Origin of the sequence: Subtercola boreus (genome assembly GCF_003399625.1) — a bacterium.
GTDB classification, from domain to species: Bacteria; Actinomycetota; Actinomycetes; order Actinomycetales; family Microbacteriaceae; genus Subtercola; species Subtercola boreus_C.
The window spans coordinates 23,744-44,891 of record NZ_NBXA01000017.1 but is presented as its reverse complement, the minus strand read 5'-3'; the positions used below and the strand labels follow the sequence as shown (position 1 = coordinate 44,891).

Below are 21,148 nucleotides of genomic sequence, written 5' to 3'. Positions count from 1 at the left end.
TGATCGGGAAGTCGAGCACGCCGGCAGTGGAGAGGGTCGCGGTGCCGAGCACGCCGGGGGTGAGGCCGAGGCTCTTCAGTGCTGCGAGGAAGCCAGCGTCGACCGTGACGGCCGTGTCCTTGCCCGACAGGGAGGGGATCGTCGCGATCGGTGTTCCGTTGGTCGAAGCCGACGCCGAAGCAGAGGGCGAAGAAGACGTCGTGGACGACGTGGAGCAGGCGGCGAGCGAGAAAGCGAGAGCACCTGAGGCGGCAATGGCCAAGACGGCGGTAGACAACTTACGCATGATAGAAGATTCCTTTGACTGCGACGAAATATCCGAAACGAACTGCTTCAGTACCAAGCATTCGGCACCCTCCCCCAAAACGACGGGTCCACAGCCACATCCTCATTGCAGAACCTTCCGACCTCAACTTGAGCCACGCCCGCTCCCCCACGCTACAGCCCACGTCGGCGCCGAGGACGAGGCCGTGGCGACGGTGAAAAGGCACGATGGGTGGTCGAAGGGCGGCTCGTGGAGCAGCTGATTGGGAAGGCCCGCGAGCAGGGTGTCGCGTTGACCGGCGAGGGCGACCTGCTGGGGTAGTTGACGAAGCTGGTACTCGAGTCGGCTCTTGAGAGCGAGCTGACCGATCACCTCGGGTACGACAGACACGAACGAGCCGGTGAGGTCACACTGTGCTGGTTCGGGGGCGTTGGGGACGGTCTAACTCGGACCCACCTTCACGGTTGGAGCATCTGTTGTTTGTTGCTCTGGGCGGAGGTTCAGAATGGGGTCTCGGGTGGAAGTGTTCGCGCGTATCCGGCGTGACGCACGAGTGGAAGGGCTCTCGATCAGGAAGCTCACACGCAGGCTTGGTGTGGGCCGGCCGACGGTCCGGATGGCGTCGTCGCAGGCCGAACCGCCGCCGCCGAAGATCCGGGCCCGGTCCGCGCCGAGGTTGGACGCGTTCAAGCCCCTTCTCAGTGGACAGCCGCGGGGAGGCGCCGATCCAGGATGGTGAGGACTGCGGCGATCACGACGGCAATGACGAGCACCCCGGCGGAATTCCGGAGCGCCTCCGGAAAACCGATGGTCGTGACATCCAGAAAGGGGTACGGGTACCACCCCGACACGGCGCCGTGGATGAAGGTGTACACGAGCCACAGGATCGGCCAGACGAACGCGAACCCGAAAATGCGCCACGAGATCCGCGGGCGGGGTCCGAAGATGAACCACGCCAACAGCGTCGCCCACGGAGAGATGTAGTGCAGGCCGATCGTCGCTGTCTCCGCCCATCCCGTGAGGTGCTGGAGCGGTGCGAGCACGATGTCGTACACCAGGCCTGTGATGATGATGCCCAGTAATGCGTCAAGACGCAGCACACGCCAGAACGCACCATCACGCCCGACGCTGACGAACAGCGCCGTCGACGTGATGAGAACAAGAATGTTGCTCTGGATCGTGAAGTAGCTGAAGAACCTCACCAGTCGGGTTCCGACCGGGATCTCCCCCAGCGTCGACCCGGAATTGGCATCCTGCCCACCGGTGAACAACAGAGTCAACTGAATGGCCAGCGCTGCAGCAACCACCAGCGCGATCACCCCGAAGACAACCCGAGCAGACATCCGCGCCATGGCACTCGATCCCCGACCAGTCAGAGCAGCCGTCACCGTCATCCCCCTCTCACACCGACACACCACCCCTCCGGGTGTGAACCGATCCTACAGACACCGACGCCATGGGGCTCTGACTCAGGGGCGCAGCAGGATCTTGCCGACGCGGCCCGGAGTGAAGTTCGCGGCCGCGGCCTGGCGGGCCTCGTCGAAGGAGTAGGTGGCCTCGACGGGGAGGGTGATCGTGGCGTCCTGGATCCTCCGCACCAGCTCCGAGAGGAGCTCACCGCGCTTGGCGGCCGGCATGCTCGTGCTGACCACGCTTCCCCAGAAACCTTTGACCGTGGCCTGCTTGAAAATCACGTCGCCCGAACGGATCTCCATCACGGGCGACTGCATCGCGCCGAACACCACGAGGGTGCCGTTCTCGCTGAGCAGCGACAGCACCTCGCCGCTCGCCGGGCCTCCGACCGAGTCGACACCGGCGAGGATCCGGGCGTCGCCCACGATCGCCTTCACGCGGTCGCGCCAGTCGGCCGAATCCGTCGCGACGACGTTGCCGATGCCCTGGGACATCAGTTCGTCGACGCCCTCTGCACGGCGCACGAGACCGACCACGTTGATGCCGCGGGCGGCTCCGAGCTGCGCGACGAGGCGGCCGACGGCGCCGTTGGCCGCATTCTGCACGAGCCAGTCACCCTCAGCGAGGTCGAGAGACTCGAGCAGGCTGATGGCACTGAAGGGCATGGAGACGAGCTGCGCGGCGACCTCGTCGGAGATGTCCTCCGAGACGGGCAGGAGCGCCTGGGCCTTGGCGATGAAGTACTCGGCCCAGACGCCGAAGGTGCCGCCCGTCGCGACGCGCTGGCCGATCTCGACGCTGGTGACGCCTTCACCGAGAGCATCGACGATGCCGACGGCCTCGGTACCGGTGCGAGCCGGGAGCTCGGGCTTGAAGCCGTAGGTGCCGCGGATCGTCCAGAGGTCGTGGTTGTGGATCGGAGACAGGAGCGTGCGGATGCGCACCTCTCCGGGGCCGGGCGACGGCACCGGGACCTCTTCGACCGTGAGAATCTCGGAGGGCTCTCCGAAGGTGGGGTGCATGACAGCGCGCATGGCGATCTCGACTTTCTGTGGAGTGTTCGTGGAACGGATGGGACGGTGAAGCAGGTGAGACGGTGAAGCAGGTGGGACGGTGAAGCAGGTGGGTCGGCGGCTCAGACCGCGAGCGCGAGTACCGTCGCGACGACGGCTATCAGCGGGAAGAGGCCCTGGGTGATCGCCGCCCGGCGCTTGCCGGGGTTGGAGAAGAACAGGACAAGGGCGGCCGCGAGCATCGAGCCGGTGCCGACCAGGATCAGCGCCTCACCGATCCCCGATGATGAGGCCAGGGCGAACACGATTCCGATCACCGTCGTCACCGAGAGGAACAGGTTGTAGAACCCCTGGTTCAGAGCGAGCGGCGCCGTGGCCTCGACCTCGGCGTCTGTGGCCGGTCCGAAGGTCGCGCGGGCTCGTGGTCCGCGCCACGCGAGTGACTCCATCCAGAAGATGTAGACGTGCAGGGCTGCGGCGAGGGCCGCGCCCACGATGGACACGATGAGCATGACAACCTCCGTATTATGAACTGACTGTTTCACTATAGTCCGGAACGATGCCATAATGAAACAGTCAGTTCAGAAAACGCGGCAGGAGTCGAGCATGGGTCGTAACCGCACGTTCACCGAGGCAGAAGTCGTCCGAGCAGCCCGGCAGGTGTTCTGGGATCGCGGCTACCAGGACACGGCCCTGCCCGACCTCGAGGGGGCCACCGGCCTCAACCGGTCGAGTATCTACCACTCGTTCGGCAGCAAACGCGGCCTGTTCGACCGAGCCGTCGAGAGTTACCTCGACGAGGTCATCCGTCCGCGCCTCGCTCCCCTTCGCGTCGAAGCCGTCGAATTCGCAGCTCTCGAGACCTATCTCCTCGGGCTCCATGCCGCCATGACCGAGGGACGCACTGCCCTCGCCGCCAACGGGTGTCTCCTGCTCAACACGACCGGCTCTCTTCTCGGCCGCGAGTCGACTCTGCAGACTGTCGTCGCGGCCTACTGCGACGACCTCCGCGCGGCCGTCACGGCCGGGGTCGCCGCCCGTCGCGCCGATCTCGACGGCGCAGAGCAGACGACCCTTGCGACCACATGCGCCGGTCTCGTCTTCGCCGCCATGGCCATCGTGCGGGTCGATTCCGCGGCCGCCGGCGACCTCATCGATGCAGCGCTGGGCCAGATTCGCCGAGCACCATCGACGGACCCGCTGCAGGCGCACCCCCCAGCATCAGAAGATCCGCTGATCGTCACCGGAGACGAATCTCCGCAGTGAGTCCAGCACTGCCGTGTCGGGTTTCGCCGACTGATAGGCGCCGGAGAGTTTCTCCACCTCATCGGTGATGCGTCGGCGGCGGTCGGGTGTCACCGCGACGGCCCGCAACCGGGTGGCCAGACGCAGGGCCGCCTCCACGACGATCGGATGCTCGAGACCGTAGGTTCTGACTCCGGCGAACACATCCGAGATGAGTTCCTCGGCCTGAGGCCAACGCCGGATCACCCGGATCCCGCCATCTGTGTCGGCGATCTCAGAATCGGGGGCGGGGCGCGTGAAGAGGGGAACGAGACTCTCGCCGGAGAGATCCAGCGCACTGACCGCGGTGTACGGGTCGTTGCTGCCAGAGGCCAGACCTCGGACGGCGATCTCCACAAGCTGCTGCAGGGCGAATCGGATGTCCTGGTAGGGCGTCCGCGCCGATCCGAGACTGAACGCCGCCCGGAACGAATCATCGACGGCCTTGACAGGATCGGGCACCAGCGGAGCGGCGATGACCCGCAGCAGCGGCTCACCGGCGATCACATGAGTGCCCGGCATCGCGACGACCTCGACGATGACCCGGTGTTCAGAGGCCAGATGTGTCAACCGGTCGAAGTCGACTCGCTGCACGTATCCGCCCGACGCAGATTCCACGGTCGAGATCGGGCTGTGGTCGGCACTCGAGCGCACGGTCGCGCCCGCCGAAGGAGCATCTGCCGGGTAGACCAGGTCGATGGTTGCCGTGAGGTCTTTCTGCACGCGGCGCTGGAGCGTGGTGATCTGCACCGAGTCGGCGATGTGGTGGATGAAGAACACCAAGACGGCAACGTCGAGGATCGCCAACAGCACCGCAACGTGGATGGCGATCAACGGCACGAATGAGTCGTTGTCGTCGATCTGCGTATGCACCGATCGGAGCACGACAAGGGCGTACAGGAACGTCGACGTGAACACGGCGAGCACGAACTGGTTGGCCCGATCCGCCATGAAGTTCCGCACCAGCCGCGGCCCGTACGTCGACGACGTGGTGGCGAGCACCGAAATGGTGATGGAGAACGTCGTGCCTGCCACCGTCAGCATCGAGGTGCCGATGATCGAGAGGATCGAGCGACCACCGCTGGCACTCAGGGCGTTGAGGAAGAACAGCCCCGTCACGCCATTCCCGATCAACGACCGGTCCAGCAACACCAGGCTCTCACCCAGCGCGATTGCGACGACGCCGAACACCGCGGGGAGGAACCAGAATGACTCCCTCGCCGTGAGGATGAACGAGTATCTCGATCTCATGTCGAAGCCCCCGGTTCAGCGCTAGGAGGCTTCACGCCACCCTGGATCTGAGAGGCGTCACCGTGCAACCCGCCGGGTTGTGTCATGGTCTCGGTGCCTTTCGTCGGGGGGGCGCGGTTCACGCCGCAAACGGTTCATCTACCGTACGCGGAAACCTGTGCCGCTAGAATCCAGCGGGGGGATGGGGGAACCGTTGACGGTATCTGACGAGGGCACGTCCGCGCCTGCGATGTCGCGGCGCCTGCCGGTTCGTCGGCGGAGGCGTGGCGGCTGGTACTTCTTCCGCGACCTTCTCGTCATCTTCCTCATCGCTCTTCTCGCCTCAGTGCTGATCAAGACGTTCCTCGTCCGGTCGTTCTACATCCCCTCCGGATCCATGGAGAACACTCTCCTCATCAAGGACCGGATTCTCGTCAACGAGCTCGAACCTTCGCTCATCCCGATCCAGCGCGGTGACGTCATCGTGTTCACCGATCCGGGCGGCTGGTTGCCGGCGAGGCCCTCTCCGGCACAGCCCCCCGTCGTCGCCGCCGTGGCCTGGCTCCTCGACCTCACCGGACTCGCGGCGTCAGACTCGAACAACCACCTCGTCAAACGAGTCATCGGTCTTCCAGGCGACCACGTCACCTGCTGCAACCCCCTGGGACAGACGTCCGTCAACGATGTCCCGCTCAACGAGCCGTACACCCATGACCCCGTCGACCAGACACCGGCCATCCCCTTCGACGTGACCGTACCGCCCGGCACCATCTGGGTTGAAGGAGACAACCGCAACAACTCCAAAGACTCGCGCCTGAACCAGGACACGCCCAGCAGAGGCTTCGTTCCCCTCGGCAACGTCGACGGCCGGGCGATCATCGTCACCTTCCCCATCGATCAGTGGACGCTGCTGAGCAACTACCCCGAAACCTTCAAGGCCGTACCGGACCCGAAGTAGGGTCCGCATCCAGGCCGGGTCACTCGTCTGAGCCTCGGTCTCTCGCAATCCGCGAGGGTGGGCGACTCCTGGCGATGGCCGGGCGACGGTTGAGCGTGTTGTCGACGTGGCTCGAGCGGAGAGCTATTTTCCCGCGTTGTAGTGGTTGGTGATCTGGGTCTGGCTAAGCACGACGGAGTAGACGGCCGCGTACCGCATCGACCCGGTGAAGTAGTAGTTCGTCGGCGCAGCCGGCCAGCCCACGAGACTGTCGTAGCCGATCCGCCAGGTGCCGCTGAAGTTCTGCGCGGTCGTGAAAGCCGTGTTGGAGGTGACGAGAACTCCGTCGACATACAGGCGCATTCCCGTACCGGCTGACATGGTGGCCACGACGTGGTGCCATTTCGCATCGGCGTATGAAGCGGGGCTGGTGATGACCTGGTTTGCGCCGTTGTACGTCGCAAAGTTCAGTTGGCCGGAGGTGTTCAGATAGATGACCCGGTCCTTGTTGTTGGATTGCGCCGTCTGGGCGTCCCCCAGACCCATCAGGAAACCACCTGCGGTTCCGGTCTTGAACCAGAGTTCTTCGCTGAACGTGGTCGGGTTGTTGGCGGCGGTCGCCGTGGAGATGAAGCTGCTCGACCCGTTCAGCGTGTACGCGCCGCCGGTGTCCCTGGGACAGGCGATGGGTGTGGTGGTGCTGGACGTCATCGTGCCCCGGTAGGTGCCGTTGGAGGCGCTCCCGTCGCTGTCCGACGCGGTAGCCGATCCGCTGGCCTCGTTGAGGTAGTACTGGAAGACGGAAGACCCTCTGTCGGATGTCGCCGCCGCGGTGCAGGTGAAGAACGCTGCCGTGGCCGCGGTGTCGGTGTTGTTGGTGATTCTGGCTGTGTACGCCGAGCTCGTTCCCGGGGTGAATGCCGTCACACCGAACACGCCCGCCAACAACAGGGCCAGAGCGACACCCATCGTCAGTCCTCGTTTCGTCAGGCGGCCCCCCAGCGCGGCGTTGCCGGTCATGCGGCGCCGTTCTCGGCGTCCGACGGCAGGCCGACGATGAGCGTCCAGAGTAGGGGTACTGCGCACACCGCGATCAGGATGATCCAGCCGATCAGGGACAGATTCAGGGCGGAGGCGAGGTGGTACTGGCTGGTGTCGAGCAGGCTCGGCACGGTCAGGGTTCCGACCTGTCCGGCGACGAGATCGGTGTGGTTCCCGCCGACGGCCTGCACCCTGATCGGGAGGATCCCGGTGGACACGACGGTCGCGTCGGCGCCGGTGGTGTCGGCGGTGGTGCTGAGCACGACGAGGCCGATCAGGGGCCGGAGGATGTACGCGGCGACCGAGACGACCAGGGAGACACCGGCGATGCGGAGTGCGGAGCGGGTGGTCGGAGACCGGAACAGCGACGTGACCAGCCAGACCAGCAGAGTGCCGATCGTGACGATCGGCACAGCCTTGACGAACCAGCCCGCCATCGGGAGAACGACGGCCGCGTGGCCGATGATGTCGGTCGTGGCCAGCTGCCACGGGTCCGTCGCGCCGTTGATGTCGCCACGGGTACTGATCGCACCGTCGGCGCTGATCTGGATGACCCGGTGGGTGTAGATCTCGGTCGGGGAGCTCGGGGGGCGGAAGGTGATGATGTCACCGACGGCGACCTGCCCGTTCGTCGGGGTGGTCAGGATGAGCGTGCCGACGGGCGCGGTTTCGCCCATCGACGGTGTCTGCACGACGAACCAGCGGCCACCGGTGAGGAAGAAGACAAGGGCGGCGAGAAGTACCACGGCCAGGAGGGTGGCTGCAGCGACCAGGAGAACTCGCACCGGTCGTGGCAGCGGGGGTTGTTTCGGGAACCACTGGCGGGGCCCGGAGTGGGAACCCCGGCGGTTCGTTCGGATGGATGTCACGGGTTCACTCCCTTCGCCTGATGGTTGTTCTGAGTGGTGGAACGGGAATCGCGGGCCGCCCCGTTCTGAGGCAGCCCGCGATCGCGTGGAGGACTCCGGGAGTGTTAGCTGCTGAAGGACCAGGTGAGCGGCACGGAAGCCTGCAGACCCTGGTACGTGTTACCCGCGGCAGAGTCGAGGGTGACAGCGAACGAGAATGGAACCGCAATGCCAGCTGCCGGGGCGGTGGGCATCGTGAACTTCGCTGAGGTGCCGCCGGCAAGTGAGGCGAGGGTTCCGCTGAACACCGTCGTAGCGCCGGAGGTGATCACGATGTTCATCTTCGAGCAGAGATCCGTCGCCGTACCGTTGAGGGAACCCGAGTTCGTCTGCGTGCAGGTTGCACCGGAGGTCAGGGTGAACGTCGTCGCCGCGACCGAGCCGATGTTCCTGATCGTGATCGGGGTCGTGACGGTGTTGCCCGGCGTCATGGTCGAGCTGCCGCCGAATTTGTTGATCGTGGCGCAGGTCGCGGCGTTCGTCGACACGCTGCCGCCGTCGGTGCTGAGGCAGGTGACCGTGGCGCCGGAGTTCTGCTCCTGCATCACGAGAGCGCCGGTCGCTGCCGTGTTCTGCGAGTTCGTGATGCTCGCGACGAAGCCCGACATCGTGCCCGTGAGGCTGAGGGAGAGAAGCACAGCACCGAGCACTCCGGCGCCGAGGGCGACGGGTGCGAAACGGCGGCGTTTGTTCTTCGAAGCAGAAGCGTGACTGGACATGTGTGATCCCCAAGGGTGAAAGAAGGTTGTGTGTTGCGCCTGAGAACACCCGGCGGGTATCTACTTTATCGGCAAGCACCTTTATTATGAAGAAGATCTATTCCAAATGTAAACCCCTCTTTCTGGGGGACACGCAGGACCAATCCGAAAACCTATGCTCGTACGAACTCCCCTGTTCCTAGCAGCGGAAATTCAACTGAAAGTTGCCGCACCCATGGCCCTCCTGAGCCCCGAAACCGACTCTGCCGAACCGTCACCCCTTGTCGCTCTTACCCGCAACCCGCGAAAGATCGCGAAGAAGACCCTCCCGGTGAGCGGGGTCGACGAGTATGCGTCGGCGCTTCACCTGCTCGATGTCGAGCACCGGAAGCTCCGCACCGGGTTCGCCGACCACCTGGGCCTCACCCACAACGAATACGACGCCTTCATGTTCATCGCCGAACAGCGCTCCACCACACCGAAGGAACTTGCCGCGACCCTCCGGTTCACCACCGGAGCGACCACAGCGATGATCGACCGGCTCGAGAACGTCGACCTCGTACACCGCATCCCGAACCCCGACGACCGGCGGAGCATTCTCATCGAACCAACCCCTCACGGGCAGAGCCAGGCCGGTTGGGTCATCAGCACCTACACCCGACTGGCGGCAGAAGGGGTCAGCACCCATGCCACCCTGACACCGGAACAACTCACCGAAACAGTGACCCACATCACCAGCATCATCACCGACAGGATCCGGAAGATCGCCGAAGACGCCTGACCCACGACCTCGACGAGGCCGACACGATGACGGGCAGGGCCAGCCCCGCCAAGGCAGCAGTGGGAGACAAACCGGTCTTCACCTACATCGCCGGTCTCCCGCAGCCGCAGCGTGAAATCGCCGAGGCCATCGACAAGCTGGCCGCCAGGACACTTCCGCGCTTGGAGAGATCCGTCAAATGGGGTATGGCCTACTACGGCGTCGGCGAGGGATGGTGCTTCAGTTCCGGAGGATTCGCCGGCCACGTCAAGCTCATGTTCATCAACGGAGTCACCCTGCTCGATCCGGTTCCACCGGTGACTCCGGTGGGGATGGGCAAAGCGACACGGGGCGTCGAGATCGCCACACGGGCAGAACTCGACGAAGATCTGATCGCCACCTGGATGCGGCAGATCGCCTCCGTGCAGGGAATCGGTGGCACGAGACGGTAGATCCAAGCGCCGATTCGGTTCAGACTCCGCTGGTCGGGGAGCCAGGGGCGGTACGTCCCCGAGCGCAGCCACCCGAGCCCATTCGGGCGAGAGGGCTCGGGTAACCGGAGTCGGGCTGGCGTGGGTGCTAGGAACACCGGATGGCCAGCAGCAGTTTTCGGCCTGCAGATCGAGCATATTCGCTGGATGCGCCCATGGTCCATCACCCAGAAATGGGGCGACCCGTACGGGGGGTGCTGGCCTCATGAAGCTCTGTGAGGTACAACTGGAGGGTCGGCTCAGAGCAGGTTTCGGGTTGTTCGAGCTGACAGGTGGGGGGGGTTTGCGGCTGACGCCTGCTAGGAACAGGCGACGGTCGTCCCCTGCCGGCGGCACGGCACTCGTGTTCCATCCGATGCCGTGCCGCGCTCATCCTGCACGGCTCCGCACTTCGGATGCAGGTTCTGTACCATAGGACAACTGGGTGCAGGTTGAGGGGTCACCACACCCCGGTGTAGTGGGAGTTGCAGATGAGTGTCGTCATCCGGGCGGAGTCATGGTCGAAGGGCGGGCCGGAGGCGGTCCGCGAAACACCGTGGAACGTCGACCGTGTCGGGCCCGGGACATTCCGGTACCAGGGCCGGAGATGGACGTTCGACGACGTGATCGTGTCAGACACCCTTCAGTCCCCCTGCGTGATCACTCCCCGAAGCCCGGCCCGCACCGATGACCAGCACTACACAACCGTCTTCTTCATCGCCGAAGGCCTCTTCATCCTCAACGACACCTCCATCCCGGAGATCTTCAAGGCCGGCTCAGCAGGCTGGGTACCCGGCTGGTCGCAGGTCCCCGGCGAAATCCCGGTGCCGACCCGGTTCATCGGAATCGGGCTGCACGACCGGGTCCTCGAGCGACACGGTACGACACTCCCGACCCGCACCGGGCGGATCGATTCCCGGAACCTGCTCCTGACACCGACCCTCGCCTTCCTCCACACCTTCACCAGCGACCCTGCGTCCGCGTCCCTCCCCGCAGGGCACCCCACCGGAACCCTGATCGCGGATCTCATCACCGCGCTGCTGCCCCGCACCACGCCTGAACCGGTCCGTCGCTCCGTTCCCGACCTCTATGAGACGGCCCTCATCATCATTCGGCGGCAGTACTCTGATCCGGAGTTGGATCCGCGCACACTCGCCGGCCTCATGAACGTGTCGCTTCGGCAGCTGCAACGGAGCTTCGCCAAGCACGACCAGACGGTCAGCGCGGCAATCACACACGAGCGACTGACCGCCGCGATCACCGCACTGCACACCGGGACCCCGCCCGAGTCCCTCGCCGGGCTTGCATACCTTGTCGGAATGAGCCTGAAAGAGCTCCGCCACGCCGCCAAGACCGCTTACGGCCTCACCCCGCGCCAACTGCGCGCCACCCCCTCCCAGCTTCTCAACGGCATCGACTGAGCACTTCTTGCCGATGTGAACCTGGCCCGGGTAGTGGGAGGATCGTGAGTATGCCCGGGGGAAATGACGACGAGTTCTCTGCACTGCGGAACAGAGCCTACGGGCCCGCCGCGGACATTCACGACGATCCGGAGGCACTGGGCCGACTCCGCCACTTGGAGGGCGAGGCGAAGCGGCACGAGATACCGGAGCGGCCGCAAACCGACCCGGGCCCCACGGTGGAGCGGAACGCTCCGTCCGCCCCGGCCGGGGACGAGCCGCCCCAGAGCCCGGCTGAGCGGATCCCGTCGTGGCCGGAGAGGGCGTACCGAGCCGTTCGGCACGCGAGACGGTCGAGCGTGCTCGTCGGAATCGGTGTCTTCGTCGTCATCGTGAGTGTGTTGACGGCAGTGACTCTGGTTCAGAGGGTGCAGGTCGATCCGCTCCAGGCGGGCGCCACCCAAGTCGCGCGACTGCAGCTCGACGAGGGCTATCAGACCCCCGCCTTCTTCTCTGCGGGTGCGGGTGAGGTGATCGGGTTCGAAGAGTTCCACGGACTCCGGACGGTGATCACCACAGCCGGGTTCTTCGCCATCGGCGGCAGCTCGAACGATTCGTGCCTCAGCATCTTCAGCGAGGCCGACATGCGGGAGGCATCCTCCGGTTCCTTCTCGGGGCAGGCGTTGGGTGGGTGCGCTGCCGGACGGTTCCCTGCGATGGTGCAGTTCAGGCCCGACTCCGACGGTTACCCCGCCGACCTCCGCGCAGCGTTCCCGGGCCCGGCCGCCCTGCAGTTCGTCTACGACCAGGCCACCAACGAGATCGTCGTGTTCGCCGAGACCGACTGAGACGCACGGCGTCTGGCACGCACGCATCTCACAGCGGGTACTGCCCGGGTTCCCGGCGCATGGTGATCCAGCGGGTGTCGGTGAAGGCGTCGATGTTCACCTGCGCCCCGCCGTGGCGGGAACCGGCGCCTGAGGAACCGCCGCTCAGTTCACGGGGAGTTCGGCGTAGGCGCGCTTGACGCCGTTGTACCAGTCGAGCGACTTCTTGGGATGCATCCACCGCCCCTTCATCGCCTCGCGTGCCGCGGCGTGGGACCCGTCGCCCGCTTTGACGGCTTCCCTGAGGTGCTTGTCCTGCGCTTTGATGATGTCGTCTGCGGTTTCGGCCCGGTGTTCGAGCTCGCACGGGCCGCCGAGGCTGCTGCAGGTCATTGTCTTCATGTTCTTCTTCTCCTGCCGTCGCTCTCGACGTTGAAGTCGAAGACCACGGCGGGCGTACCCCGCTGGAACCAGGCGAACCCGGGTCGGCCCCCGATGAAGACGGGCAGGGCCGCGTGAGCACTGCCGTTGAAGAATGCCGCGATGGCCTCTCGCCCCTCGATCCGCTGGTCGGTGATGCGCCCGCCGGGCTCCGCTCCGGCGGTCTTGGCTCGCGCCCGGGATGCGAGCTTCCGTGCGGCGGCCGGTCCGCGTTCGAGGATGTCACCGATGGTGTCGAAGTCGAACCCGAACGACTCGTGGAGCACGAGGGCCACCCGTTCGTTGGGACTCAGACGGTCCACCACCACAGCGGCCAGGCGAGCACGCTGCTGGTCGAACTGCTCCTGGCCTGCCTCTGCCGTCGCCACGGCCTCACCGTGCGCTCGCGCCGGGCGCGCTGCCGGGGTGTGGGCTAAGACGTGCGGCGGAGGAAGCGCGCCGAGACCGACGCGCCGCGCCGCGCCGACGCCCGCCTCGAACCCGGGTTGGCGAAGGAGTCCAGCATCGTGGCGTGGTTGACGACAGCCTGGCGGGCGGCGGGGAGGTCGCTGAAAGAGTCGATGACTCGGCTGCCACGATCCGTGCTGACGAAGTGACCGTCGACGAATTCGACCATGCCGATGAACTCGCCCGAGCCCTGCGCCACCCACAGATCGGTGTCGGGACGGATCCAGAGAACGTGGAGATCGAGGGAACGGGCAGCAGGAAGGATGTCGATGGTCATGTCTGTCTCATTCACTAGAGGAACTCTTAGTTAGAGTCTCTAGCAATTCTTTTGATCGCACGAATCGGCCCGGGGGACTTGCTTTTGACGGCATTCGTTCGAACAAAATTTGCTAGTACGTCTAGCTTCTTGATCGTCTAGGCTGGCGTGATGTCCAGTGAAGCGGCGGAGGCCGCACAGCATCACCCGTTCGACGATTACGCCCAGCGCCAGCGCAGCATCGAGGTGCTCGACGCCGTGCGCGCCTACAGCGCCGCGGAGGCAGCGCTGCAGCGCCGCACGCAGGCGGCTCTCGGGATGGGCGAGACCGACCTTCTCGCGCTCCGCTACCTCCTCCGCATGCACCGTGCCGGCCACAGCGTCGGCGCTAAGGAACTGGCCGCGTACCTCGGGATCTCGAGCGCATCGACGACGGTGCTCCTCGACAGGCTCGAGAGGAGCGGTCATCTCGTCCGGCAACCGAACCCCTTCGACCGGCGCGCCCTCATCATCGTTCCCACGGCGGCCTCCGGGAAAGCGATGACCCGGAGCTTCGACGAGACGCACGAACGAATGATCCGGGTTGCCCGGGATCTCGATCCGGCCGACGCCGCGACAGTTGTCGCGTTCCTCACCTCGCTCAGGGAATCGGTCGATGCCTCCCAGCTGCAGTCGATCGTGTACTCCAGCGTCGCCGTCGCCGCGCTCGATTCCGACCACCTCGCCGAGCTGTTGACGAAGAGCCGGGCCAACAACGCGCGCCTCGGCCTGACGGGCATGCTCGTGCACAGGGAGGGTCACTTCCTGCAGGTTCTCGAGGGACCCTCCGACACGATCGAGGACCGCATGGCGGTCATCCGCGCCGACCCCCGGCACACGCGCCTGACCGTTCTGATCGAGGAGGACATCTCCGTTCGCCAGTTCCCGGACTGGACGATGGGGTTCCGGCCCATCGACGACGAGGCCGTCGACGACATCCCGGGGTATCGCCGCACCTTCGAGGATCTCGCCCGCGACGAGCCGGGAGGCGGATCACTCCCCGCACTCCGCGAGCTCCTCGCCTGGTACCGGGCGAGCGTCGCCTGACTAGCTGTTCTGCCCGAGGTCGATCAGTGCGCCGTTCCAGCTGTACTTCGTGATCGCGTCGACGAACGTGGCTCCGCTGTCACCGCGGCCGACCTGCTCACCGCTCCGCTCGTCGAACAGGGCGACGGAGTGACCGGGATCCGGCTTGCCGCTGGTGACCTCGAACTCGACTCGAACATCGTGGCCGCCGAGCTTGCCGAGAACGGTGCTCCTGTCGTCGCCATCCTTCGTGCTCGTCGTGACGAGGGGTCCGCCGCCGTGCGCGGCCAGGGCCTCGTTGATGTGGCTGACAAGTGTGCTCGTGTTCACGGTGTTCCTTCTCTCTGTTGCATCAGCGCCTCCCTGCGGGAGCGCTCTGTGGGACGCCATCCACCGTACCGATCGGGCCCCGCCCCGTGCGACGGGTTGATTTCCGGCGCCTCCCTGTGCAGGTGCGCGGCTGCACGGTCGGTCCGCGCAGCCGGCGCCGCTAGTGCGTGAGCGCCGCGCGGGACTCGGCGAGCAGCTCCTCGACCCGGGGCACCACCCGGGTGCCGTAGAGCTCGATGTTCCGCATCATGTTCTCGTGCGGCAGGGTGCCCGCGCTGTACTTCAGGTCGAACCGGTTCGCCCCGAGCACGTCGATCGTCGCGGCGATCTTCTTCGCCACCGTCTCAGGCGACCCCACATAGATCGCACCGTTCGGGGTGGCCTCGCCCTCGAACTGCTGGCGGGTGAGGGGCGGCCAGCCCCGGCTCGCGCCGATCCGCGCGTGCATCAACTGGTAATGCGGGAAGAACTCGTTCTTGGCCTGCTCGTCGGTCTCGGCGATGTAGCCGGGCGAATGAACGCCGATGGCCTGCATCGGCAGTTCGAGCTGCGTGATGGCGCGTTTGTACAAGTCGACGTAGGGCGCGAAGCGAGCGGATGCTCCCCCGATGATCGCCAGCATCATGGGCAGCCCGTAGCGAGCGGTGCGCACGACAGATTCCGGGCTGCCACCGACGCCGACCCAGGTACGCAGCGAGCCGCTCTCGGTGACCGGGTAGACGGACTGGTTCGTGAGCGGTGCACGGGTCGTGCCGCTCCAGGTGACCGGCTTCTCCTGAAGCAGCTCGGTGAACAGCTCGAGCTTCTCTTCGAAGAGCTTCTCGTAGTCGCTGAGGTCGTAGCCGAACAGGGGGAAGGATTCGGTGAACGAGCCGCGCCCGAGAATGACCTCGGCACGACCATCCGACACCGCATCGAGCGTCGAGAACCGCTGGAACACACGCACCGGGTCGTCGGAGCTCAGCACGGTGACGGCCGAGCCGAGGTGGATGTTCGTGGTGCGTCCCGCGATGGCGGCGAGCACCACGTCGGGGGCGGAGACCGCGAAGTCCTCGCGGTGGTGTTCGCCCACGCCGAAGAAGCTGAGGCCCACCTGGTCGGCCAGCACGCCCTCGTCGACGACATTGCGGATCACCTGCGCCTGCGTGACGGATTCACCGTTCGGGGCGTTCGTGACATCCCCGAAGGTGTCGAGTCCGAACTCGATGCGGTCTGTTCCCACTGCTTCGGTCATGACGAAACCCTGCCATCCTTTTGTCTCTGCACCGCACGTCTATGCGTTTGCATGCAGTACAACCATCTCAGAGGCAGGGTATTCCCGGCATCCTCCCCCCGCGAATTCCGCGGAACTGCCGGGTCGCTCAGGCTTTCGACAGCACACGGTGCCTATGCTCGCTCCGATGACTTCTGCCACCACACCCCGCCGCATCCTGACGCCCGAACAGCGCCGGCGCCGGCGACGCCGACAGGTCGCCACCCGGTGGCTCGTCATCGCCGTCGTGCTCGCGGTGGTCGCGACCGGCGGGTACGTGGTGTACAACTACCAGCGTTTCGTCGGCGGAATCAACCACATCGACGCCATTCCGGGCGGCACGAACACCACAGGCAGAGACCAGAACATCCTGCTGGTCGGCGACGACCACCGACCCGACAACGCGACGCCCGAGCAACTCGCCCAGCTCGGCACCGAGCAGGATGGCGGTGGAACCAGCACCGACACCATGATCGTGGTGCACCTGCCGGCCGACGGCAGCTCGGCCACGATGATCTCCCTCCCCCGAGACTCCTGGGTCGACATCCCCGGCTACGGCAAAGACAAGCTGAACTCGGCCTTCATCCACGGAGTCGAGGATGGCGGGAACGACGCCGCCGGGGCGCAGCTGCTGATCACGACCATCCAGAACCTCACCGGGCTGACGATCGACCACTTCGTGCGCGTCTCGCTGCTCGGCTTCTACAACGTGGTCGATGCGCTCGGGCCGGTGCAGGTGTGCCTGAACGAAGCGGTGAACGACCCGTTCTCAGCGATCGACCTGCCCGCCGGCGTCTCGGCGCTGAACGCCTCGCAGGCGCTGTCGTTCGTGCGCCAGCGCCACGGCCTGCCGAATGGCGACCTCGATCGCCAGGTGCGGCAGCAGTACTTCCTCTCGGTCGAGGCGCGCCAGATCCTGTCAGCCGGCACCCTGCTCAACCCGGTCAAGCTCGGCAGTGTGCTCGATGCCATCAGTTCGTCGGTCGAGACCGATCCGGGGCTCAACATCATCGACCTCGCCACGCAGATGCGCGGTCTGAGTGCCGACAAGATCCGCTCGGCGACGATCCCGATCACCGGCACGCCGACCATCGAGGTCGACGGGAACGACGTGTCGATTGTCGCTGTCGACACGGCTGCGATGCCCGGCTTCATCGCGGGTATCCTCGGCACAGCGGCTCCGGATGCTCCCGCCAGCGCCTCGGCCTACGACACCGCCACGGCCTCGGCGCCCGGCGACGTCACCGTGACCGTGCTGAACGGGAGCGACGCCGACGGGGTCGCTGCCGCAGCCTCGGATGCGCTGGCCGGCTTCGGGTTCGGCACCGGAACCCCGGCATCTGCCGACACCCGGGCCACGACGGTCATCCAGTACGCGGCCGGCAAGGAGGGTGACGCGAAGGCGGTCGCCGCCTACCTTCCCGGCGCGTCGGTCGAGGAGTCTTCGGACGTGTCGGATGTCACTGTCATTCTCGGCTCGGACGGCATCGCCGTGACAGATCCGGCCGCGGCGGCCTCCGACGCACCCGCAGCACCCGCCGCACCGGGTGACACCCCCGCGCCGACTCCCTCCACGCCCGGCACCAGCTACGCGCAGGGCGCCTGCATCAACTGACCGGGCTGCATCGCCCCACCTTCGCGCCGCGAGCGCGGGCCAGACGGTGGCCACGCCGGGTCAGACGGTGGCGACATAGGAGCGACCGCCGACGGCGAGGTCGACGCAGAGCCCGAGCAGCAGGTCACGTCGTTCCTCTGGCACCGGGCCTGCCAGCACGAGCCGCGTGCCGTGGATTCGGATCGGCAGACTGCCGCCGCTCGGCGTGCCGTTGCCGACCAGGACACCCAGCCCCTCGGTCGCCAGAGCAAGGCCGAATCCCAGCAGTTCGGCGGGGCCGACGTTCCATCCCGATTTCGCAAGGATCACGTCGACGCGCGCAACCGGATCGCCCCCGTCGCCCCGCACGAGCATCCGGTCGACGTCGGGAGTGCTCGCCCGGTCGGGATCGGGTTCGACGGTGAGAACCACCGCTCCGTTCGCACCTGTCACCGTGGTGGTGGCGCCACAGGTGACCGTAGCGATCCGTGATCCGCCCCGTTCGATCGTGGACGGGGAGTTGTACCCGCTTTCCGTGACCACGCGCTCACCCTCTCTCGTCTGCATCAGGTGCCGGCCAGGCCCGTGGTTGCGGAGTCCCAGTGCGATGGCGAACTTTCCACCGAACCCGCCTGCTCCGCCCTGCCGCACCGTCGCCACCGGAGGCCCCGGCGCATCCACGAACGTCATCGTCAGGGCATTGGTGTACCGCCGGCCCACCCGGCCGACGATCACAGTGGGTTCTGAGGTGGTCTCCATGAGTCGAGCTTACCTCGAATTCGATGTATCGTCATCTTTGCACTGACACGCTGCCTGAAGAGGCTCGAGTGTCTTGTAGCTAGCGTGCTAATTAGCACCTGTGCTAGATTGCGAGCATGCAAGAGACCGTGAGCGACATCTTCTCCGCCCTGGCACACCCGACACGGCGCCAGATCCTGCAGGACCTGCGCGACGGGGAGCTCGCTGCCGGCGACATAGCGGCCCGGTTCCAGGCCTCGGGGCCGACGATCTCCCGGCATCTGTCCGTGCTGAAGGCGGCCGGGCTGGTGACTGAACGGCGCGATTCGAACCGCATCCTCTACTCGCTGGTCGGCGAACGGCTGGCGCTCTCTGTCGGCGATTTCCTGTCGAGCGTCTGTCCGGAGCAGCTCGTGCTGCGGAGCATCCGCAAGCCGTCGAAGAAGTCGAAGCCGGCGGGCGGGAAGGGCGCGAAGGCGGCGCCCGCCGTCGTCAAGGGTGCGAAGGTTCCGACCGCGAAGGCTGCCACGGCATGAGGCTCCGGATGCCCGACCTCTCGGCCACGATCGAGCGCCGCCTCCTCATCAACTACCGCGTCGACCCCCGGGTCGCCCAGGCACTGCTGCCCGCGGAACTCCGCCCGCAACTCGTCGACGGGAGCGCCGTCGCGGGTATCTGCCTGATCCGCCTCGGCGACCTTCGGCCGGCAGTCGTGCGGCCCCGCATCGGTTGGCGCGCCGAGAACGCCGCGCACCGCATCGCCGTCGAGTGGGACACCCCTGGCGGCCGGGCGACCGGCGTGTACATTCCCGAGCGCCACAGCGCCTCGTGGCTGGCGGTGGCGGCGGGTGAACGAGTGTTTCCGGGCATCCATCGCCACGCCCGGTTCGTGAGCGAGGAGTCCGGCGACCGGATGCACGTGGGGATGCGCTCGAGAGAGGTGACCGTCGACGTCGAGGTGGCCGTGCCGGCGCCGGTGCCGACGACAGGGGATGAGCGGGCGGCGGTGGATCCGAGCGCGGGAGGGCCCGCATCCGGAGCCTGGCGGAGCTCCCTGTTCCCGAGTCTCGACGACGCGTCGGAATTCTTCCGCGCCGGGAGCACGGGCTGGTCGCCGGCCCGCGACGGCGGACTGCAGGGGCTCACCCTCTCCACCTCAGCGTGGCGGATCGAGGGCGTGACACCGCTGACCGCACGGTCGAGCTTCTTCGACGCGCTGCCCGCCGGATCGGCGACACTCGACAGCGTGCTCCTGATGCGCGGCGTGCCGGTCACCTGGAGCGCTCCCGAACGGAACCTCACGCCGGGTCTGGCAGCCAGTCCGTCACCCGTTCCCGGCTCTCTGCACCTCGACACACTTCAGGCCAGCAGCCTCACCGGGCCGGAATAGTCGCTGGGCTGGGCTGGGCTGGGCTGGGCCCGCGCCTGTGGTGATTCGCGCACACCAGCGCCGAGTGCGGCTAGCCGATCAGAGCGTCGACAGCCAGTGGCGCCGTGAGTGTCGCCCCACCCACCGCGAACGAGACCGTGCCCACGGAGGCGCCGGCGACGCTGGCATCCTCGCCGGGACCCGCTGCGACGAGGTCGGAGGGCAGGTCATCCAGAGCCACCGTCGTCGTCACCGCCTCATCGCCGAACACGATCGCTGAAAGAGGGGCCACAGCCACCGCGTCGACGACCCGGCCGTCGGGCAGAGTGTAGGTGCCGAACAGCTGCCCGGCCACCGCGAGCGGCACCTCGGCGAGACCCGCCCGGGCGCTGGCCAGCAGCGCGCGGGTCGATGCGAAGCGGGCATCCAGTGACGGCGTCGCCAGCACCACCGCGACCAGCGTCAGCCGCTCTGAGCCCACTGTCACGACCGCGGAGGTGAGCAGGGTGAACCCCGCATAGCTGGTCAAACCGGTCTTGAGCCCGTCGACCCCGTTCTCGCCCAGCAGCATGTTCTGGTTCGAGATCGTGCCGAGACCGGGCTGGTCGTAGGTCGCCATTCCGGCGATAGCGAGCAGCGCCGGGTTCGCGTGCGCCAGGGCCGCCACGTGCAGGAGGTCGGCCGTCGAACTCGCGCTGCCCGGATCCAGCCCGCTCGCATCGGCGAGCGTCGTCTGGGTGAGCCCGTTCGCGGCCAGCCAGGCACGTGCCGCGGCGAGGTAGGCGTCTTCGGAACCGAACGCCCAGCGTGCCACCGACTCCGCACAGTTGTTCGCGCTCGTCAGCAGGGTGATGGCGAGCGCATCGTGCAGGGTCACCTGTTGGCCGTCGTACACGGGTTCGACGAACTGGTCCTGCTTCTCGACCTCTTCGGTGATGTCGAGGTCGGCCTGGCCGAGAGTGATCGTCGGGCCGTGGTCTGCGGTGCCGTCTGCGCCGACGCCGGCGAGTGGATGCTCGCTCAGCACCACGAGCGCAGTGATCACCTTCGTGATGCTCGCGATCGGCCGCGTGCCCGTGTCACCGCCCTGCCCGAGGAGACGCACCGACCCGTCCGGCGCTGCGATGCCCACCGCCCCCGCGCCCGACTCGGGGAACTGCAGGGCGGCCGCCACCCCCACCGGGATTTCGGCTGCCGCCGCCACGCCGACCACCGCAGTCGAGGCGGCGCTCGTCTTCGTCGCCGCGGGCACGCCTGCCGAGCATCCGGCCACCAGCACCACCACCACGGCCGCCACCCCCAGAAAATTCACGAGCTTGGAGGTCGTCTTCACCCAACGACTCTCTGCGAGCAACGTTGCAGGCCCGAGGACCGGTTCCGGCGCACCTCCCCGTGAACATGAGATATGGT

General features: G+C 66.5%; 24 protein-coding genes and 3 pseudogenes. 12 read left to right on the top strand and 15 right to left on the bottom strand.

All coding sequences use genetic code 11. From position 1 onward, the window contains the following. Positions 1-286: pseudogene (locus B7R21_RS07895) on the bottom strand (hypothetical protein); the annotation flags it as partial. Positions 287-470: 184 nt separating this feature from the next. Between B7R21_RS07895 and B7R21_RS20645 the strand changes: the two are divergent. Together B7R21_RS20645 and B7R21_RS20640 are read left to right on the top strand one after the other, a co-directional pair. Further along, positions 471-676: pseudogene (locus B7R21_RS20645) on the top strand (transposase); the annotation flags it as partial. Positions 677-770: 94 nt separating this feature from the next. Beyond that, positions 771-956 (top strand): annotated as a pseudogene (locus B7R21_RS20640) (IS21 family transposase); the annotation flags it as partial. 7 nt (positions 957-963) lie between these two features. Here the strand turns inward: B7R21_RS20640 and B7R21_RS07890 are convergent. The 3 genes from B7R21_RS07890 to B7R21_RS07880 form a co-directional block, all read right to left on the bottom strand. Then, positions 964-1,608 (bottom strand): Pr6Pr family membrane protein, encoded by a 645-nt coding sequence (locus B7R21_RS07890; protein WP_253259699.1) that lies wholly within the window; start codon positions 1,606-1,608, stop codon positions 964-966. 126 nt (positions 1,609-1,734) lie between these two features. Beyond that, positions 1,735-2,712 (bottom strand): zinc-binding dehydrogenase, encoded by a 978-nt coding sequence (locus B7R21_RS07885; RefSeq protein WP_116282703.1) that lies wholly within the window; start codon positions 2,710-2,712, stop codon positions 1,735-1,737. Positions 2,713-2,813: 101 nt separating this feature from the next. After that, on the bottom strand, positions 2,814-3,203 hold the full coding sequence (locus B7R21_RS07880) for a DUF1304 domain-containing protein (protein WP_116282702.1): 390 nt from the start codon (positions 3,201-3,203) through the stop codon (positions 2,814-2,816). Between the two features lie 94 nt (positions 3,204-3,297). On the opposite strand from B7R21_RS07880, the gene B7R21_RS07875 reads away from it, so the two are divergent. Continuing rightward, positions 3,298-3,957 (top strand): TetR/AcrR family transcriptional regulator, encoded by a 660-nt coding sequence (locus B7R21_RS07875; RefSeq protein ID WP_116282701.1) that lies wholly within the window; start codon positions 3,298-3,300, stop codon positions 3,955-3,957. On the opposite strand, the gene B7R21_RS07870 is transcribed toward B7R21_RS07875, so the two are convergent. Further along, positions 3,913-5,226 carry a DUF2254 domain-containing protein gene (locus tag B7R21_RS07870; RefSeq protein ID WP_116282700.1) on the bottom strand — a complete coding sequence of 438 codons (1,314 nt, stop codon included), beginning with the start codon at positions 5,224-5,226 and terminating at the stop codon, positions 3,913-3,915. The two genes, B7R21_RS07875 and B7R21_RS07870, sit on opposite strands and share 45 nt — an antisense overlap. A gap of 229 nt (positions 5,227-5,455) precedes the next feature. On the opposite strand from B7R21_RS07870, the gene lepB reads away from it, so the two are divergent. Then, the gene (gene lepB, locus B7R21_RS07865) at positions 5,456-6,163 is read left to right on the top strand and encodes a signal peptidase I (protein ID WP_116282699.1); all 708 of its coding nucleotides are present in this window, start codon (positions 5,456-5,458) and stop codon (positions 6,161-6,163) included. Positions 6,164-6,286: 123 nt separating this feature from the next. Here lepB and B7R21_RS07860 read toward each other — a convergent pair whose 3' ends face one another. From B7R21_RS07860 to B7R21_RS07850, 3 genes are all read right to left on the bottom strand, one after another. Then, positions 6,287-7,162, bottom strand: coding sequence for a LamG domain-containing protein (locus B7R21_RS07860; RefSeq protein WP_116282698.1), 876 nt, complete (start codon positions 7,160-7,162; stop codon positions 6,287-6,289). After that, positions 7,159-8,052 (bottom strand): signal peptidase I, encoded by an 894-nt coding sequence (locus B7R21_RS07855; protein ID WP_172592095.1) that lies wholly within the window; start codon positions 8,050-8,052, stop codon positions 7,159-7,161. Before B7R21_RS07855 ends, B7R21_RS07860 begins: the two co-directional genes overlap by 4 nt. A 104-nt stretch (positions 8,053-8,156) precedes the next feature. Beyond that, the gene (locus B7R21_RS07850; protein WP_116282696.1) at positions 8,157-8,810 is read right to left on the bottom strand and encodes a hypothetical protein; all 654 of its coding nucleotides are present in this window, start codon (positions 8,808-8,810) and stop codon (positions 8,157-8,159) included. Positions 8,811-9,024: 214 nt separating this feature from the next. On the opposite strand from B7R21_RS07850, the gene B7R21_RS07845 reads away from it, so the two are divergent. The 4 genes from B7R21_RS07845 to B7R21_RS07830 all read left to right on the top strand — a co-directional run bounded on the left by B7R21_RS07845 (position 9,025) and on the right by B7R21_RS07830 (position 12,267). Further along, positions 9,025-9,570, top strand: coding sequence for a MarR family winged helix-turn-helix transcriptional regulator (locus B7R21_RS07845; protein ID WP_116282695.1), 546 nt, complete (start codon positions 9,025-9,027; stop codon positions 9,568-9,570). A 26-nt stretch (positions 9,571-9,596) separates the two neighbouring features. Then, the gene (locus B7R21_RS07840) at positions 9,597-10,001 is read left to right on the top strand and encodes a DUF1801 domain-containing protein (RefSeq protein WP_116282694.1); all 405 of its coding nucleotides are present in this window, start codon (positions 9,597-9,599) and stop codon (positions 9,999-10,001) included. Positions 10,002-10,510: 509 nt separating this feature from the next. Then, positions 10,511-11,440: a helix-turn-helix domain-containing protein gene (locus B7R21_RS07835; RefSeq protein ID WP_116282693.1), complete on the top strand. Its 930-nt coding sequence runs from the start codon at positions 10,511-10,513 to the stop codon at positions 11,438-11,440. Positions 11,441-11,490: 50 nt separating this feature from the next. Next, positions 11,491-12,267, top strand: a complete 777-nt coding sequence (locus B7R21_RS07830) for a hypothetical protein (RefSeq protein WP_116282692.1) — start codon at positions 11,491-11,493, stop codon at positions 12,265-12,267. Positions 12,268-12,411: 144 nt separating this feature from the next. On the opposite strand, the gene B7R21_RS07820 is transcribed toward B7R21_RS07830, so the two are convergent. The 3 genes from B7R21_RS07820 to B7R21_RS07810 are packed head-to-tail and all read right to left on the bottom strand — an operon-like array spanning position 12,412 to position 13,411. Then, the gene (locus tag B7R21_RS07820; protein WP_116282690.1) at positions 12,412-12,648 is read right to left on the bottom strand and encodes a DUF1059 domain-containing protein; all 237 of its coding nucleotides are present in this window, start codon (positions 12,646-12,648) and stop codon (positions 12,412-12,414) included. After that, a complete protein-coding gene (locus tag B7R21_RS07815; RefSeq protein ID WP_116282689.1) occupies positions 12,645-13,055 on the bottom strand; it encodes a hypothetical protein in 411 nt (136 codons plus the stop codon). The genes B7R21_RS07820 and B7R21_RS07815 overlap by 4 nt, the downstream gene beginning before the upstream one ends. Before the next feature lie 44 nt (positions 13,056-13,099). Further along, positions 13,100-13,411 (bottom strand): hypothetical protein, encoded by a 312-nt coding sequence (locus B7R21_RS07810; RefSeq protein WP_116282688.1) that lies wholly within the window; start codon positions 13,409-13,411, stop codon positions 13,100-13,102. A gap of 150 nt (positions 13,412-13,561) precedes the next feature. On the opposite strand from B7R21_RS07810, the gene B7R21_RS20635 reads away from it, so the two are divergent. Then, positions 13,562-14,476 carry a BLUF domain-containing protein gene (locus B7R21_RS20635; protein WP_253259698.1) on the top strand — a complete coding sequence of 305 codons (915 nt, stop codon included), beginning with the start codon at positions 13,562-13,564 and terminating at the stop codon, positions 14,474-14,476. Here B7R21_RS20635 and B7R21_RS07795 read toward each other — a convergent pair whose 3' ends face one another. After that, complete coding sequence (locus tag B7R21_RS07795) at positions 14,477-14,785, bottom strand: hypothetical protein (RefSeq protein ID WP_116282687.1); 309 nt, start codon at positions 14,783-14,785, stop codon at positions 14,477-14,479. It abuts the gene before it with no gap. 160 nt (positions 14,786-14,945) lie between these two features. Continuing rightward, positions 14,946-16,019, bottom strand: coding sequence for an LLM class flavin-dependent oxidoreductase (locus B7R21_RS07790; RefSeq protein ID WP_116282686.1), 1,074 nt, complete (start codon positions 16,017-16,019; stop codon positions 14,946-14,948). A gap of 166 nt (positions 16,020-16,185) precedes the next feature. Between B7R21_RS07790 and B7R21_RS07785 the strand changes: the two genes are divergently transcribed. Next, positions 16,186-17,652: an LCP family protein gene (locus B7R21_RS07785; RefSeq protein ID WP_253259697.1), complete on the top strand. Its 1,467-nt coding sequence runs from the start codon at positions 16,186-16,188 to the stop codon at positions 17,650-17,652. 60 nt (positions 17,653-17,712) lie between these two features. On the opposite strand, the gene B7R21_RS07780 is transcribed toward B7R21_RS07785, so the two are convergent. After that, on the bottom strand, positions 17,713-18,390 hold the full coding sequence (locus tag B7R21_RS07780; RefSeq protein ID WP_116282684.1) for a hypothetical protein: 678 nt from the start codon (positions 18,388-18,390) through the stop codon (positions 17,713-17,715). Positions 18,391-18,506: 116 nt separating this feature from the next. On the opposite strand from B7R21_RS07780, the gene B7R21_RS07775 reads away from it, so the two are divergent. Together B7R21_RS07775 and B7R21_RS07770 are read left to right on the top strand one after the other, a co-directional pair. Next, entirely contained in the window at positions 18,507-18,905 is a 399-nt protein-coding gene (locus B7R21_RS07775; RefSeq protein ID WP_116282683.1) for a metalloregulator ArsR/SmtB family transcription factor, read from the top strand. Continuing rightward, a complete protein-coding gene (locus B7R21_RS07770; protein ID WP_116282682.1) occupies positions 18,902-19,759 on the top strand; it encodes a DUF2071 domain-containing protein in 858 nt (285 codons plus the stop codon). Before B7R21_RS07775 ends, B7R21_RS07770 begins: the two co-directional genes overlap by 4 nt. 70 nt (positions 19,760-19,829) lie before the next feature. Here the strand turns inward: B7R21_RS07770 and B7R21_RS07765 are convergent, their stop codons facing one another. After that, positions 19,830-21,071, bottom strand: coding sequence for a D-alanyl-D-alanine carboxypeptidase family protein (locus B7R21_RS07765; RefSeq protein ID WP_172592094.1), 1,242 nt, complete (start codon positions 21,069-21,071; stop codon positions 19,830-19,832). Positions 21,072-21,148: the final 77 nt, after the last annotated feature.

What these genes read in the sequence shown, in the direction of transcription:
- B7R21_RS07890 (WP_253259699.1), bottom strand. Translation starts at nt 1,608, where the DNA reads ATGTCTGCTCGGGTTGTCTTCGGGGTGATCGCGCTGGTGGTTGCTGCA.
- B7R21_RS07885 (WP_116282703.1), bottom strand. Translation starts at nt 2,712, where the DNA reads ATGCGCGCTGTCATGCACCCCACCTTCGGAGAGCCCTCCGAGATTCTC.
- B7R21_RS07880 (WP_116282702.1), bottom strand. Translation starts at nt 3,203, where the DNA reads ATGCTCATCGTGTCCATCGTGGGCGCGGCCCTCGCCGCAGCCCTGCAC.
- B7R21_RS07875 (WP_116282701.1), top strand. Translation starts at nt 3,298, where the DNA reads ATGGGTCGTAACCGCACGTTCACCGAGGCAGAAGTCGTCCGAGCAGCC.
- B7R21_RS07870 (WP_116282700.1), bottom strand. Translation starts at nt 5,226, where the DNA reads ATGAGATCGAGATACTCGTTCATCCTCACGGCGAGGGAGTCATTCTGG.
- lepB (WP_116282699.1), top strand. Translation starts at nt 5,456, where the DNA reads ATGTCGCGGCGCCTGCCGGTTCGTCGGCGGAGGCGTGGCGGCTGGTAC.
- B7R21_RS07860 (WP_116282698.1), bottom strand. Translation starts at nt 7,162, where the DNA reads ATGACCGGCAACGCCGCGCTGGGGGGCCGCCTGACGAAACGAGGACTG.
- B7R21_RS07850 (WP_116282696.1), bottom strand. Translation starts at nt 8,810, where the DNA reads ATGTCCAGTCACGCTTCTGCTTCGAAGAACAAACGCCGCCGTTTCGCA.
- B7R21_RS07845 (WP_116282695.1), top strand. Translation starts at nt 9,025, where the DNA reads ATGGCCCTCCTGAGCCCCGAAACCGACTCTGCCGAACCGTCACCCCTT.
- B7R21_RS07840 (WP_116282694.1), top strand. Translation starts at nt 9,597, where the DNA reads ATGACGGGCAGGGCCAGCCCCGCCAAGGCAGCAGTGGGAGACAAACCG.
- B7R21_RS07835 (WP_116282693.1), top strand. Translation starts at nt 10,511, where the DNA reads ATGAGTGTCGTCATCCGGGCGGAGTCATGGTCGAAGGGCGGGCCGGAG.
- B7R21_RS07830 (WP_116282692.1), top strand. Translation starts at nt 11,491, where the DNA reads ATGCCCGGGGGAAATGACGACGAGTTCTCTGCACTGCGGAACAGAGCC.
- B7R21_RS07820 (WP_116282690.1), bottom strand. Translation starts at nt 12,648, where the DNA reads ATGAAGACAATGACCTGCAGCAGCCTCGGCGGCCCGTGCGAGCTCGAA.
- B7R21_RS07810 (WP_116282688.1), bottom strand. Translation starts at nt 13,411, where the DNA reads ATGACCATCGACATCCTTCCTGCTGCCCGTTCCCTCGATCTCCACGTT.
- B7R21_RS20635 (WP_253259698.1), top strand. Translation starts at nt 13,562, where the DNA reads ATGTCCAGTGAAGCGGCGGAGGCCGCACAGCATCACCCGTTCGACGAT.
- B7R21_RS07790 (WP_116282686.1), bottom strand. Translation starts at nt 16,019, where the DNA reads ATGACCGAAGCAGTGGGAACAGACCGCATCGAGTTCGGACTCGACACC.
- B7R21_RS07785 (WP_253259697.1), top strand. Translation starts at nt 16,186, where the DNA reads ATGACTTCTGCCACCACACCCCGCCGCATCCTGACGCCCGAACAGCGC.
- B7R21_RS07780 (WP_116282684.1), bottom strand. Translation starts at nt 18,390, where the DNA reads ATGGAGACCACCTCAGAACCCACTGTGATCGTCGGCCGGGTGGGCCGG.
- B7R21_RS07775 (WP_116282683.1), top strand. Translation starts at nt 18,507, where the DNA reads ATGCAAGAGACCGTGAGCGACATCTTCTCCGCCCTGGCACACCCGACA.
- B7R21_RS07770 (WP_116282682.1), top strand. Translation starts at nt 18,902, where the DNA reads ATGAGGCTCCGGATGCCCGACCTCTCGGCCACGATCGAGCGCCGCCTC.